Annotated in this window: 12 protein-coding genes; 6 read left to right on the top strand and 6 right to left on the bottom strand. The window is 58.5% G+C overall.

Annotated features, from left to right (window positions below):
- Window positions 1–475: 475 nt before the first annotated feature.
- The 5 genes from IYV58_RS26435 to selB all read left to right on the top strand — a co-directional run bounded on the left by IYV58_RS26435 (window position 476) and on the right by selB (window position 6,009).
- The gene (locus IYV58_RS26435) at window positions 476–847 is read left to right on the top strand and encodes a DUF3302 domain-containing protein (RefSeq protein ID WP_087828417.1); all 372 of its coding nucleotides are present in this window, start codon (window positions 476–478) and stop codon (window positions 845–847) included.
- A 3-nt stretch (window positions 848–850) separates the two neighbouring features.
- Window positions 851–1,987 (top strand): HlyD family secretion protein, encoded by a 1,137-nt coding sequence (locus IYV58_RS26430; protein WP_024359733.1) that lies wholly within the window; start codon window positions 851–853, stop codon window positions 1,985–1,987.
- Window positions 1,988–2,078: 91 nt separating this feature from the next.
- Window positions 2,079–2,687 (top strand): glutathione S-transferase, encoded by a 609-nt coding sequence (locus tag IYV58_RS26425; RefSeq protein WP_004126536.1) that lies wholly within the window; start codon window positions 2,079–2,081, stop codon window positions 2,685–2,687.
- Between the two features lie 95 nt (window positions 2,688–2,782).
- A complete protein-coding gene (gene selA / locus IYV58_RS26420; RefSeq protein ID WP_004126533.1) occupies window positions 2,783–4,171 on the top strand; it encodes an L-seryl-tRNA(Sec) selenium transferase in 1,389 nt (462 codons plus the stop codon).
- The gene (gene selB / locus IYV58_RS26415; protein WP_087828420.1) at window positions 4,168–6,009 is read left to right on the top strand and encodes a selenocysteine-specific translation elongation factor; all 1,842 of its coding nucleotides are present in this window, start codon (window positions 4,168–4,170) and stop codon (window positions 6,007–6,009) included. Before selA ends, selB begins: the two co-directional genes overlap by 4 nt.
- A gap of 107 nt (window positions 6,010–6,116) precedes the next feature.
- Here the strand turns inward: selB and IYV58_RS26410 are convergent, their stop codons facing one another.
- Window positions 6,117–8,078, bottom strand: coding sequence for a glycoside hydrolase family 127 protein (locus IYV58_RS26410; RefSeq protein ID WP_049113620.1), 1,962 nt, complete (start codon window positions 8,076–8,078; stop codon window positions 6,117–6,119).
- Between the two features lie 10 nt (window positions 8,079–8,088).
- Entirely contained in the window at window positions 8,089–9,489 is a 1,401-nt protein-coding gene (locus IYV58_RS26405; RefSeq protein WP_195729336.1) for an MFS transporter, read from the bottom strand.
- A 252-nt stretch (window positions 9,490–9,741) separates the two neighbouring features.
- Here IYV58_RS26405 and IYV58_RS26400 point away from each other — a divergent pair, with 252 nt between their 5' ends.
- Entirely contained in the window at window positions 9,742–10,545 is an 804-nt protein-coding gene (locus IYV58_RS26400) for an AraC family transcriptional regulator (protein ID WP_195729335.1), read from the top strand.
- 188 nt (window positions 10,546–10,733) lie between these two features.
- Here IYV58_RS26400 and araD read toward each other — a convergent pair whose 3' ends face one another.
- Genes araD through IYV58_RS26380 form a run of 4 tightly spaced genes read right to left on the bottom strand, consistent with a single transcriptional unit; the run spans window position 10,734 to window position 14,434 of the window.
- On the bottom strand, window positions 10,734–11,432 hold the full coding sequence (gene araD / locus IYV58_RS26395) for an L-ribulose-5-phosphate 4-epimerase (RefSeq protein ID WP_004126523.1): 699 nt from the start codon (window positions 11,430–11,432) through the stop codon (window positions 10,734–10,736).
- The gene (locus tag IYV58_RS26390; protein ID WP_004126521.1) at window positions 11,426–12,286 is read right to left on the bottom strand and encodes an L-ribulose-5-phosphate 3-epimerase; all 861 of its coding nucleotides are present in this window, start codon (window positions 12,284–12,286) and stop codon (window positions 11,426–11,428) included. The genes araD and IYV58_RS26390 overlap by 7 nt, the downstream gene beginning before the upstream one ends.
- The gene (gene ulaD / locus IYV58_RS26385; protein WP_049113623.1) at window positions 12,279–12,941 is read right to left on the bottom strand and encodes a 3-keto-L-gulonate-6-phosphate decarboxylase UlaD; all 663 of its coding nucleotides are present in this window, start codon (window positions 12,939–12,941) and stop codon (window positions 12,279–12,281) included. The genes IYV58_RS26390 and ulaD overlap by 8 nt, the downstream gene beginning before the upstream one ends.
- Window positions 12,938–14,434, bottom strand: coding sequence for an FGGY-family carbohydrate kinase (locus IYV58_RS26380; protein ID WP_142470214.1), 1,497 nt, complete (start codon window positions 14,432–14,434; stop codon window positions 12,938–12,940). The genes ulaD and IYV58_RS26380 overlap by 4 nt, the downstream gene beginning before the upstream one ends.
- Window position 14,435 lies beyond the last annotated feature (1 nt).

Here is a 14,435-nt window from a genome sequence, read left to right as displayed (position 1 = left end):
TAAGGCGGCAGAGGTAGCCGGGCCCTGAGTGATAGTGCGAAATCTGGCACTGAATCGTTAAGCTGTCCAGTCGATGGATTTTTATGTGATTTGGATCACATGAATATAGGGCGATGACGGTCTTTTGTAGTGATCTGCATCACAAAATGGATGTGTAAATAAACAACAGACCGGGTTTTAAGGGGGGATAATGCATTTTTATGTGATGAAAATCACAAATTTACTTTGGCACTTTGTTATTTATCTGTGATGTTTATCACAAAATATTTTCACCAGGATTTAGCCTGGTGTGATCTCGCGCAGGTTATGCCGCGTTCCGCTTGCTGATACGTCACTCAGCAACGCGATCGCTTAAAGAACATTTTAGTCATCAATGGCGAAAATGATACGGGTGAATTATGCTCATTTTGTCGGCCCATTTTTCATCCGGCCCGGCACATATCCTGAAAATAATTAGCGTAAATCCGAGGAAATTATGTTTCTCAATTATTTTGCGCTCGGTGTTCTGATCTTTGTATTTCTGGTGATTTTTTATGGAATCATCATTCTTCATGATATTCCTTACCTGATCGCGAAGAAACGTAATCATCCGCATGCCGATGCGATTCACGTCGCGGGCTGGGTGAGCCTTTTTACGCTGCACGTCATCTGGCCGTTTTTATGGATATGGGCCACGCTTTACCGGCCAGAACGCGGCTGGGGTATGCAGCATCGGCGGGACGAGACGCCGTCTGAGGCGGTGGAAGAGGGGGACGAAATCAGCGAACTGCGCCAGCGGGTTATCGCGCTCGAGCAGCAAATAAACGGTCTTAGACCGTCAGCTCAACCTCCTTCGGTGGAGAAATAACTCATGGATCTGCTAATTATTTTGACCTATGTGGCAATTGCCTGGTCAATATTTAAAATATTTAAGATCCCGGTAAATAAATGGACGGTTCCCACCGCGGCGCTGGGCGGCGTATTTATTGTTAGCGCGCTTATTTTATTAATGAACTATAACCACCCGTATACCTTTACCGCGCAAAAAGCGGTTATTTCTATTCCTATTACGCCGCAAGTCACCGGGGTGGTCAGCAGCGTCACGGATAAAGCAAATCAACGGGTTAAAAAGGGCGAGGTGCTGTTTACCATCGATCCGGCGCGTTATCAGGCCCGGGTGGACAGGCTGCAGGCCGACCTTGTTACTGCGCTGCACAGCATTAATACCCTTAAAGCCCAGCTTTCTGAGGCTCAGGCCAATACCACGCGCGTTTCGGCGGAGCGCGACCGTCTGTACAAGGATTATCAGCGCTACCTGAAAGGAAGCCAGGCGCGGGTCAATCCGTTTTCTGAAAGCGATATCGATAATGCCCGGCAAAACTATCTGGCGCAGGATGCAATGGTGAAAGGGTCTGTCGCGGAGCAGGCACAGATCCAGAGCCAGCTCGACAGCATGATAAACGGTGAGCAGTCGCAGGTGGTGAGCCTGCGCGCGCAGCTGGCGGAGGCGAAATATAACCTCGATCAGACGACCGTGCGCGCGCCCAGCGATGGTTATATCACCCAGGTGTTAATTCGTCCTGGGACCTATGCCGCCTCGCTGCCGCTGCGTCCGGTGATGGTCTTTATCCCCCAGCAAAAACGGCTGATTGTGGCGCAGTTCCGGCAAAATTCGCTGCTCAGGCTGGAGAAGGGTGACGATGCTGAAGCGGTGTTCAACGCGCTGCCGGGACAGGTCTTTCGCGGCAAGCTGGTTAGCATCCTGCCAGTCGTGCCGGGGGGAACATACCAGGCGCAGGGCACGCTGCAGGCGCTGACGGTGACGCCGGGCACCGACGGCGTGCTGGCGACCATTGAGCTGGAGCCTGATGCCGCCGTAGACGCCCTGCCTGACGGCATTTACGCCCAAGTGGCGGTCTACTCCGATCATTTCACCCACGTTTCGGTGATGCGCAAGGTGCTGCTGCGGATGACCAGCTGGATGCACTATCTCTATCTGGACCATTAGCGGGGTCGGTCCGGCATGAGGTGATTGCTCTCTCTGCTATTTGCCTGCGTCTGCGCCATACTTACTACTTTGTTGGCGAAAGGAGCAGGCAATGAAACTGATCGGCAGCTACACCAGTCCCTTTGTGCGCAAAATTTCCGTCATATTGCTGGAAAAAGCGATCCCCTTCGAGTTCGTCAACGAATTCCCTTACCACGAGACCAACGGCGTGGCGCAGTATAATCCGCTGGGAAAAGTACCCGCTCTGGTCACCGACGACGGTGAATGCTGGTACGACTCGCCCATTATTGCGCAATATCTGGAGCTGCTCGGCATCGCGCCGGATATGTTGCCTGTGGCACCGAAGGCCGCGCTGAAATTGCGTCAAATTGAAGCGCTGGCTGATGGCGTGATGGAGGCTGCGCAAACGCTGGTACGGGAGAAAACGCGCCCGGCGGCCCAGCAGTCGGAAAGCGAACTGCTGCGCCAGCGCGAAAAAATTGCGCGCGGGCTTGATGCGCTGGAAGGGTATGCAGGTGACGGGACATTACGTCCTGATGAGGTCAATCTGGCAACCATTTCGACCGCCTGCGCCATTGCTTATCTCAATTTCCGTCGCGTCGCGCCGGGCTGGTGCGCTACTCGACCGAAGCTGGTTCGGCTGGTGGATTCCCTCTTTCAACGCGCCAGCTTTGCGCGCACTGAACCGCCGGTGAGTTGACCCAGACAGGTAACAGTTTTTGCGCGGAGGCATTACAATTGCTGCTCATTTGTTGACTCCCTCTCCCGTTGGGAGGGGGGAAAATAGGTTCATTCATGACTAGCGAAATTCGTGCGCTTTATACCCGGCTTCCGGCCATCGACCGTTTACTCCGCGACCCCGCATTTTCACCGCTGTTGATGCAATACGGTCATGCCCAGACGGTGGCGCTGCTGCGTCAGATGCTGGACGAGGCGCGGGAATACATCCGCCTGAACCAGGCGCTGCCGGACTGGTGCGAAGCGTGGCTAATGGAGACCTCGCGTCGTTTGACGCAGAGACAGCAAAGTGCGCTGCGCCCGGTGTTCAACCTGACCGGTACCGTGCTACACACCAACCTTGGGCGGGCGATTCAGGCGGAAGCGGCGGTGGAGGCGGTGACCCAGGCGATGCGCGCGCCGGTGACGCTGGAATACGATCTTGACGATGCCGGACGCGGCCACCGCGATCGCGCGCTGGCCGACCTGCTTTGCCAGATCACCGGCGCGGAAGACGCCTGTATCGTCAACAACAATGCGGCAGCGGTGCTGCTGATGCTGGCGGCAACCGCCAGCGGCAGTGAGGTGGTGGTGTCGCGCGGCGAGCTGGTGGAGATCGGCGGCGCGTTCCGTATTCCCGACGTGATGCGCCAGGCGGGCTGTGTCCTGCATGAGGTCGGAACCACGAACCGCACCCACGCGAAAGATTATCGTCAGGCGGTGAATGACAATACCGGCCTGCTGATGAAGGTGCACACCAGCAACTACAGCATCGAGGGCTTTACTAAAGCGGTCGATGAGGCGACGCTGGCGGAGATTGGCCGCGAGCTGAATATCCCGGTGGTCGCCGATCTCGGCAGCGGCTCGCTGGTTGATTTAAGCCAGTACGGCCTGCCGAAAGAGCCGATGCCGCAGGAGATGATTGCCGCCGGCGTCAGCCTGGTGAGCTTCTCCGGCGATAAACTGCTGGGCGGTCCGCAGGCGGGAATTATCGTCGGTAAAAAAGCGCTGATCGACCGTTTGCAGAACCACCCGCTCAAGCGCGCCCTGCGGGCGGATAAAATGACCCTCGCGGCGCTCGAGGCGACGCTGCGCCTCTATCTGCATCCGGAAAAGCTGGCCGCTGAACTGCCGACCCTGCGTCTGCTGACTCGCCAGGCGGACGAGATTCGCCTGCAGGGCGAGCGCATTCAGGCCGCGCTGGCTGCGCATTATGCTGATTTTGACCTGCAAGTTGAGCCATGCCTGTCGCAGATTGGTAGCGGCTCGCTGCCGGTGGACCGCTTGCCCAGCGCGGCGTTGACCTTGACCCCGCGCGATGGCCGCGGCAGCCGGCTGGAAGCCCTGGCGGCGCGCTGGCGTCTGTTGCCCGTGCCGGTTATTGGCAGGATCTACGATGGCCGCCTGTGGCTGGATCTGCGCTGTCTTGAGGATGAAACCCGGTTTATGGAGATGTTATTGAGATGATTATTGCCACTGCCGGCCACGTTGACCACGGCAAAACCACGCTGCTGCAGGCGATTACCGGCATCAACGCCGATCGCCTGCCGGAAGAGAAAGCGCGCGGGATGACTATCGACCTCGGCTACGCCTACTGGCCGCAGCCCGACGGGCGGGTGCTGGGTTTTATCGACGTCCCCGGTCACGAAAAGTTTCTGTCCAATATGCTGGCCGGCGTTGGCGGTATCGATCACGCGCTGCTGGTGGTGGCCTGCGATGATGGGGTGATGGCGCAGACGCGCGAGCATCTGGCGATCCTCCAGCTTACCGGGCAGCCGACGTTAACCGTGGCGCTGACCAAAGCGGACCGCGTAGAAACGGCGCGGGTTGAGGAAGTGAAGGCGGAGGTCGAGGCGGTGCTGGCGGAGTTCGGCTTTACCGGCGCGACCCTGTTCGCCGTCGCGGCGACGGAAGGTCTGGGTATCGCCGGGCTGCGCGATCATCTCCTGCAGCTTTCCGCGCGCGCTCACCCGCAGCATCAGCGTTTTCGCCTGGCGATCGACCGGGCGTTTACCGTCAAAGGTGCGGGGCTGGTGGTCACCGGGACGGCGTTATCCGGCGAGATTAACGTTGGCGATACGCTGTGGCTGACCGGCGTCGATAAACCGATGCGCGTGCGCGGCCTGCACGCGCAGAATCAGCCGGTGGCAAAAGCGTGGGCCGGTCAGCGCATCGCCCTGAATATTGTCGGCGATGCGCAAAAAGAGGATCTCAACCGCGGTGACTGGCTGCTGTCGCTACGGCCGCCGGAAGCCTCTGAACGGGTCATTGTCGAACTCCAGTGCCACACGCCGCTTAGCCAGTGGCAGCCGCTGCATATCCACCATGCCGCCAGCCATATTACCGGCCGCGTGTCGCTGCTCGAAGGCGCGCTGGCGGAGCTGGTTCTCGATACGCCGCTGCGGCTGGCGGATAACGACCGTCTGGTGCTGCGCGATATTTCCGCGCGCCTGACGCTGGCCGGCGCGCGAGTGGTGACCCTCAATCCGCCGCGCCGGGGCAAGCGTAAGCCGGAGTATTTACAGTGGCTGCACGCGCTGGCCGCCGCGCAGGGCGATGACGTCCAGGCGCTGGATATTCACCTTCAGCGCGATGCGGTGCGCCTCGATGATTTCGCCTGGGCGCGTCAGCTCAGCGACGAAGGGCTGAAGGCGCTGATTAACCGTCCTGATTACCTGCAGGCGGGCAATAGTCTGCTGAGCGCCCCGCTCGCCGCGCGCTGGCAACGGAAACTGCTCGACGCCCTGGCGCGTTACCACGACCAGCATCGCGATGAGCCCGGGCCGGGCCGCGAACGCTTGCGGCGTATTGCGCTGCCGATGGAAGATGAAGCGCTGGTGCTGCTGCTGATTGAGCAGATGCGTGAAAGCGGTATTGTTCATAGCCACCACGGCTGGCTGCATCTGCCGGAGCATAAAGCGGGCTTTACCGACGAGCAGCAGGCCATCTGGCAGCGGGTTGCCGGGTTGTTTGCCGATGAGCCATGGTGGGTTCGCGATCTGGCGCGTGAAGCCAACGTAGAAGAGTCGTTAATGCGGGCGGTATTACGCCAGGCGGCGCAGCAGGGGATGATTACCGCGATCGTTAAAGATCGCTACTATCGCAACGATCGGATTGTGGCGTTTGCCAAAATGATCCGCGAGCTGGATCTGGAAAGAGGCTCAACCTGCGCGGCGGATTTTCGCGATACCCTGAACGTCGGGCGTAAGCTGGCGATTCAGATCCTCGAGTATTTCGACCGTATCGGCTTTACCCGTCGTCGCGGTAATGACCATATTCTGCGCGATAAGGCATTGTTCCTTTAGAATAAGCAGGTTGTCCCGGGTCGCGGCGTGAACGCCTTACCCGGGCTACGATAACGCACAAACCTTGTAGCCCCGGTAAGCACAGCGCCACCGGGGAATGTTCACACTTACGCTTCCGTCTCGTTCACCCAGATACGCATCTCGCCTTCGCCGCGGTTGGCCCAGCTAAACCACGGAATAAAGGTTAATACTTGCGGCTGACGGGAGGACTGCGCACGGTCATAGTTCCACAGAGCCTGGTTTTCGGCATCTTCCGCCGTTTGCTTATAGCCAGGCGCCTGGAGAAGTATCTTGCGGGCAAAAATCCCTTTGCCCTCTACAGTGCTAAACCGGGCGTCGCGCGGCAGCTGCAGGTTATGCAATTGCTCGCCGTTATCCGCCTGCTCCAGGCAGTAAACCAGCGGACCGCGCTGGACGGCGACCAAACCGGCCTGGTGGCGCACCAGCGGGTTACCGTAAATGCGGCGCACCGGCATCGGCAGGGTTAACTGTAGCGTGTCGCCCTCCTGCCAGAGATGGCTGATGTGCAGATACCCTTTGCGTACGTCCTGCGTAACCGGCACGCCGTTGAGCGTCACCTGCGGCTTATCGCACCAGTCCGGCAGGCGCAGGGCCAGGGTATGATGCACAGGTGAAGATGAATCGACGACTATCTTCACCTGTTCCTGCCATGGATAGTTGCCGCTGATGCGCAGGCGCAGTGCCTCATTGCCGACCGGGATCTCCACGCTGTTGCCGACATACAGGTTGATGTACAGGGCGTCGTCGTGCGGCGAGTAGATATAGTGCCCCAGCGAGGTGAGCACGCGGGCGATATTCGGCGGGCAGCAGGCGCATCCGAACCAGCGCTGGCGGACGGGCTTAACGTGATCGTAAATATGGTTGAATTTTAAGGATTTTGGATTCACTTCCAGCGGGTTGACGTAGAAGAAGTGCTTGCCGTCGAGCGCCATTCCACCCAGCACGGTGTTATACAGCGCGCGCTCCATCACGTCGGCGTACTGGCTGTCGGCTTCCATCTCCAGCATCCGGCGGGCAAACATCATCAGGCCAATGGAAGCACAGCTTTCGGCATAGACCGTGTCGTTTGGCAGGTCATAGTCGCTGCTGAAGGCCTCCCCGCTGCTCTGCGAACCGATGCCGCCGGTGATATACAGCTGACGCTGGGCCATATTTTTCCACAGACGCAGACAATCCTGGCGCTTGCCCTCGTCCTGACTTAAACGGGCGAGATGGGCAACACCGGTCATCAGATAGACGAAACGGACCGCGTGGCCGATGGCGACCGGCTGTTCGGAAATCGATTGATGCGCCTGGCTGTAGGGCTTATCCATCACCATCCACGCCGGACCGTAGGTGTTCCAGTAAGAAGTTTTGCCGCGCTTCTCATATTCGATATCGTAAAAATGCGGCTGCGTTCCGCGCGCCTCAACGAAGTACTTCACCAGCGCGATATAGCGCGGCTCCTGAGTGACGTCGTACAGGCGCATTAACGCCAGCTCGATTTCCGGATGGCCAGGATAGCCGTGCAGCTGATTATCTCCGGGGCCAAACACGCTATCGATGTGGTCAGCGAGGCGGCAGACGACATCCAACAGACGACGTTTTCCGGTGGCCTGGAAGAAGGCGACGCCCGCTTCAATCATGTGCCCGGCGCAGTATAGTTCATGGCATTCGGCGAGGTTTGTCCAGCGCTCCTCTGGCGCTTTGACCGTGAAATATGTATTCAGATAGCCATCTTCACACTGGGCGGCCGCGACCAGTTCAATCACCTCGTCGGCAGTTTTTTCCAGCCCGGCGTCCGGCTTCTGGCACAGCGACCAGGCCACCGCCTCCAGCCATTTCGCCACGTCGCTGTCCTGAAAGACCATGCCGTAGAATTCGCCCTCCTGTCGACCGGCGGCGATGCGGAAGTTCTCTATCGCATGACTCGGGTCCGCCTCTTCGATGCGGTCATTAAGCGCATCCCACTGGTAGGGGATGACGACATCGCGTACCAGTTGCTGGTACTGGCCGAGGAACGGGTCGTTGATTTTCAGTTTGTGCAGATCGACTTCCATAACGGGCATGACGGACTCCTTAAGACTGAACGTGACGCGTGCGCAGGTCAGTGGCAATGCGCGCCATCATAGGATTGTTAAGCTTGCAGGCGCGAATAGTGAAGGCCAGCATCAGATGGAACAGGGCGGGCAGCAGGGTCTCCATTGAGGAGATGCCCGCCAGGGATGAGGCCGTTTGGTTTTCCACGCCCGGCTGATAAGCCACGTAGATAAACACGACGCTGATAATGCCGGCGCTGGAAGCCCATGCCAGCTTGATAAAGAACAGGTTAAAAGCGAAGTTCATCCCGGAAGAGCGCACCCCGGTTTTCCATTCGCCGTAGTCGTCGGAGAAGGCCATCAGCGAAAAGTGCAGCGGAAGGGTAAAGCCGAGAATAATGCCGTTACCGAGAATGACGACCAGCCACAGGGTCTGGTACGCTTGCCCGGTTGGCAAAAACCACATCGCCACGGCCAGCGCGGCTAGCACCAGGTTGGTGTAGTAGTAGAGTTTGACGGTATCGAAGCGGCGCGAGAGCAGGTTGATGATCACGGAGCCCGCAATCGAGGCGAAGGTTACCATGGTGAAGAACAGCGAGGTGTAGCCGGTGGAGCCGCCCAGCACGTAGGTGATGAAGTACATATAGCCGCCGCCGCGGATATTAAAAACGTTGATCAGCAGGAACGACATTACCAGCATCAGCAGCAGCTGGTCGTTTTTACGCAGCCCGGCGATGTGCTCGCGCAGGGTAAATTTCCCCATGACATCCAGCGAGACGCGTTCGCGAACCCAGAAGAAGCAGCACAGGAACATCGCCACCGCGATGGCGCAGAGTACGCCGACGCCGTACTGATAGCCCTGCGCGGTATCGCCCTTGCCGAGCGCTGTCACCAGCCACGGCAGCCCAACGGAGACTAAGAATCCCGCCACGCCGCACAGCACAAAACGCCATGCCTGACATGAGATAACCTCGCTATGGCGCGTGGTCATGGTGTTGATCAGCGCGCAGTAGGGGACGTTAATCGCGGTGTAGCTCACCGACAGCAGCAGATAGGTGCCGAACGCCCAGGCGATTTTTACCCCCATGCTGGCGTCGGGCACGGTAAACGTCAGGACGCCGATAACGCCGATTGGCACGGCAATCCACAGCTGCCAGGGACGAAAGCGTCCCCAGCGGCTCTGGGTACGGTCGGCCAGCACGCCCATGATCGGGTCGGAAACAGCGTCGAAAACGCGCAGGGCCAGGAATAGGGTCCCGACCAGCGCGGGCGTCAGGCCGAAGACATCGGTATAGAAAAAAGTTAAAAAGTTCATGATCAGGCAGGTAATCACCGTCCCGCCCGCGTCGCCGAGTCCGTAGCCTATTTTTTCCCGAAGGGATAATTTGTCGTCCTGGGCACGCTGTGCCAAATCAGTTGTGGTAATCGGAGCCGAAGTCATAAATAACTCCCGGAGAGGATGTGCGAATAATATCCCACTGAAGTGCGGGCTTTAATTGTGTTATTTGCAAATTACGCTATTTATTCTGCACCAAATGTTGGGGGCAACAAGGGAAGGGAAAAGTATAAAAAGAGGACGATTCCGACCTGATGCTAAAAATGTGATTTCGATCCAGCAGACGGCTATTTTATCGTGAATAATCAAAGGGAATAGGGGTTGTTAATGATATTAAAAGCGGAATATTGAATATCTATGCTTGAATTATCCATGTCACTTCCGATTAAAGTGCAGAACGGCGGATTGTTTATTTCCCGCGGCGTCGGCAGCCATCCGGCGCGCCGGCTTCACTCCTGGGAAATAATCTTTGTGGAAAAAGGGACATTAACGATTCGCGAAAACAACGAGATTTTTAGCGTCAATGCCGGGGACAGTTTGCTGCTCTGGCCGCAGCGATTACATGTGGGGATCGGACAGTTTCCGGCAGATTTAAAATTCTACTGGCTGCATTTTGAAGTGATGTCGGGTGAGGGTGATACGCTGCTTTCTATTCCACAACACATGCGCTTTAATGACCCGCAGTATATTATTTCGTTGTTCCGCCAATTCTTACGCGAGCAGGAAAATATTCATCGTAGCGTGGCGCTGGAGCTGATTCTGTTGCTGATTTTGCAGCAAATTTCGGCGGCAGCAGGCGAACAGCCCGCCGACAGTCCCGGTAACGCGCTGGCGTGGCGAGCGCAGCAAATCATTCGTACCCGGTTTCATTTGCCCCTTTCCGCATCCACACTGGCGCAGGAGCTGCACTGCAATGTGGATTATCTGGGGCGCGTTTATCGCCATGTTTTCCGGCTGACGTTAACCGAAGCGCTGCACCGTCAGCGGGTAAGGGCGGCGGAAAAGCTGCTTATCAGCGATTCCCTGTCGCTTACCGAGGTGGCGATGAAATGCGGGTTTAACGATGTTGGCTATTTTCGCAAGATTTTCCGCAAGCACACCAGCCTGACGCCGGCGGCGTGGAAGCGTCGTTACTGCAAGGAACATATTAATTCGGCGTAGGGTTGATGGGCTTTTCCCGACGGGGACGGGCAGCTCGGACTGATGCGCAGCATCGCCTCCGGGAGAATTCTGCAACATCCTGCACGCTTTCCCCGGGGGCGGCGCAAAGCGCCTGCCCGGGCTACGGGACCGCAGACCGCCGGTAGCCCTGATAAGGCGTTAGCCGCGATCCGGGGAGTCCCGAGGTGTTAGTTTTGTCCGTAATAGGCGTTTGCGCCGTGTTTACGCAGATAGTGTTTATCGAGCAGTTCAGACTGCATATCCGGCAGCTGTGGCGACAGCTGGCGCGAGAAGAGCCCCATATAGGCACACTCCTCCAGCACCACGGCGTTATGTACGGCGTCGGCCGCATCTTTACCCCAGGCAAACGGGCCGTGCGAATGGACCAATACCGCCGGGATTTGCGTCGGATCCAGGCCGCGCTGTTCAAAGGTTTTGATAATCACCTCGCCGGTCTGATACTCATACTCGCCGTTAATCTCCTCAACGGTCATCCGTCTGGTACAGGGGATCGCGCCATAGAAGTAGTCGGCGTGGGTGGTACCCCAGGCGGGGAGATCGAGCCCGGCCTGCGACCAGATCGTCGCGTGGCGGGAGTGGGTATGCACGATCCCGCCTATCTGCGGATAGCGGCGATAAAGCGCCAGATGCGTTGGCGTATCCGAAGAGGGTTTTTTAGCGCCTTCAACGACTCTACCGCTGGCGATCTCTATGACCACCATATCGTCGGCGGTCATCACCTCATACTCGACGCCGGAGGGCTTAATGACCATCAGCTTGCGCGTTTCATCGACCGCGCTGACGTTGCCCCAGGTAAAGGTGACCAGTCCGTGCGCCGGGAGCGCCAGGTTTGCCGCCAGTACCTCGGCTTTCAGTTGTTCTAACATGTGAATCCCCCTTCCTGCATCCGTGATTCAATCCAGCGCCGGGCCTGGATAATCTCCAGCACCGGCTCGCTGGCTTTCTCCGTCCACATCTCAATCAAAAATGAACCGCGGTAGTTCAGCTCGCGCAGCGTCTTAAAAATGCCGACAAAATCGACGCATCCTTCGCCGAACGGCACGTCGCGGAACTGTCCGGGGCTATCGTCGGTCACGGGCAGCGTATCTTTCAGGTGGATGGCGGCGATACGATCGATGCCCAGCTTCAGCTCGGCGGTGACGTCGTTTCCCCAGGCGCTGAGGTTGCCGACGTCCGGGTAGACGGTAAACCACGGTGACGAAAGCATCTCGTCCCACTTTTTCCATTTGCTGATGGAGTTCATAAAGGCGGTGTCCATGATCTCCACCGCCAGCATTACCTGCGCGGCAGCGGCCTGTTCTACCGCCCAGGCCAGCCCTTCGGCAAAACGCTGCCGGGTGCCTTCATCGTGCTCTTCGTAATAAACGTCGTAACCCGCCAACTGGATGGTGCGGATCCCCAGATCGCGCGCCAGGCGGATGGCTTTGGTCATGATCTCCCGCGCCCGATCGCGTACCGCTTCATCGCGGCTGCCAAAGGGGAAACGGCGATGGGCGGACAGGCACATTGAGGGGATGGCGACGCCGGTTTCCAGCATTGCGCTCACCAGCGATGCCCGCTGGCCCGGGGTCCACTCCAGGCGCGAAAGGCGTTCGTCGGTCTCGTCCACCGACATTTCGACAAAATCAAAACCGCAGCTTTTGGCCAGCACCAGCCGCTCAGGCCAGCTGAGATCCTTCGCCAGCGCTTTTTCATAAATACCTAACGGGTGGCTACGCATGCTGTTCTCCCCAGATAGCGTCGATTTGCGCGTGGAATTCGGCGGCAACCCGCGCCGGATGGGCGGCGCCTGCCAGCGCACGCCCGGCAATAAAGGCTTTGACGTTGATATCTTTGAACAGCGGCAGATCCGCCGGGGTAATGCCGCCGGTGATCGATAGCTCAAGGCCGATGTCGGAGAGCGCTTGCATGCGCGCCAGATCCGCCTCCCCCCACTGCTGCCCGCTGGCCTGGGCATCGCGTCCGCGATGGTAAATCGCCTGATGGACGCCGGTACGGTACCAGGCGCGGGCGTCATCCAGCGTCCAGTTGCCGAACAGCTCCATCTGAATCTCACCGCCGCAGGCCTGGGCCACGGCGTGGCCTTTCTCGACCGTGGCGAGCGGCGCGGCGCAGATGATGGTCATCCAGTTGGCGCCAGCGCGAAAGGCCTGCTGCGCCAGGGTTTCACCGGCGTCGGCGACTTTCCAGTCGGCGACGATGATCTTCTGCGGACACTGGGCGCGCAGGGCTTTAACCGCGCTAAGCCCTTCGGTTAAGCAGAGGATGGTGCCCGCCTCCACAATATCAACGTGATCCTGTAGCAGGGCGACATCGCGCTGCGCAGCCTGAAGGCTGGTGTGGTCGAGCGCCAGCTGCAGTAATGGTCGGCTCATAATGCGTGCTCCTTAATACGGGCGTGATAGCCCTGTAGTGCTTCAATCAAATGCAGGTAGTGGCGGTATTTGCGCTGATAGCGCGCGTGGGCGGTCATATCGGGCAGCAGCGTGCGCACCGGGTGCTGCCGGGCGTGCCGGGCTTCGCTAAAGCTGCGGTATACGCCAGTGCCGACGCGAGCGGCGAGGGCCGCGCCATAGCAGCCGGTCTCTTCCACCTGCGGCAGTTCAACGCGTAAGCCGCTGACGTCCGCCAGCATTTGCATCCAGACGTCGGAGTGCGCCGGGCCGCCGGTGACGCGCAGGGCCTGAACGCTTGTAAAGCGTTCGCGCATACGGTTGAGATGGGTCATATGGCTGAATACCACGCCTTCATAAACCGCCTGCAGCAGGTGGGCGCGGGTATGCAGCGCCTGCATGCCGTAAAAGCCGCAGGTCATCTCCAGCCCGGCGTTGCTGCCGTAGAGAAACGGCAGAAAAAACAGCTCGCTACCGGCTTTCGGCAGGCTGGCTACGGCCTGATTGATCTCAGCAAACGAGAGATCGCCCCACTGGGCGGTAAACCATTCGAGGTTGCCGGACGAGGTCGGGCTGGCTTCGTGAACGATATACTGGCCGTCATTGACGTAGCGGCCATAGACATAAGGATGGGCTTCGTGCTCGCGCAAACCGTTGGCGATCCCGCTGGTGACGGCCCAGGTTCCCATTACCGCATTGAGGGCCGATTCATCCTCAATCCCGGCGCAAAGGGCGGTGGAGACCACGTCAAACAGGCCGCCAACGACGGGAGTACCCGCCGCCAGACCGGTTAAAGCGGCTGCCTGAGCGGTGATCTCCCCGCAAATTTCGGCTGACCCTACAACGGGTGGCAGCGCGTTATCGATTTCACCGATGCCCAGCCACTCGGTCAGGCGCGGGTCGTACTGGCCCGCGGCCATGTTGTAAAGGTTTGACTCGGAGATGTTGCTCTCCTCGCAGCCTTTCACGCCGGTTAAGCACCAGCGCAGATAGTCATGCGTCATCATGACGCAGCCTATCTGCGCATAGCGCTGAGGTTCATTGTCTTTCATCCAGCGTAAAAGGGAGACCGGATGGCCGGTCCATAACGTTTGTCGGGTAATGGGGTAGAGTTGTTCCGGAATACCATCCTGCTGCCATTGATGGATGATGCCCATCGCGCGCCTATCGGATGAGAGGATTGCCGCTCCCAGCGGTTTGTCATTTTTATCGAGTAAAAATAGCCCCTTGCCTTGAGCTGAGATGCCTACGCCGCGGATGCGGGTATTGTCGATGCCGGTACGTGAGAGCAATGTGGCGATAACCGCAGCACACTGTTGCCATAACGCATACATGTCGCGCTCTGCTCTACCCGGCTGTGGACTGAGCGTGCGCAGCGGCAGGCGCTCTACGCCTGCCTCCCGGCCTTCACGGTCATACAATCCGGCTTTCAGCCAGCTTCCGCCGCAGTCTAACCCCAGCCAGTAATCGCTCATA

Origin of the sequence: Klebsiella sp. BDA134-6 (genome assembly GCF_015601345.1) — a bacterium.
GTDB classification, from domain to species: domain Bacteria; phylum Pseudomonadota; class Gammaproteobacteria; order Enterobacterales; family Enterobacteriaceae; genus Klebsiella; species Klebsiella grimontii.
This window is presented reverse-complemented; position numbering and strand designations above follow the sequence as displayed.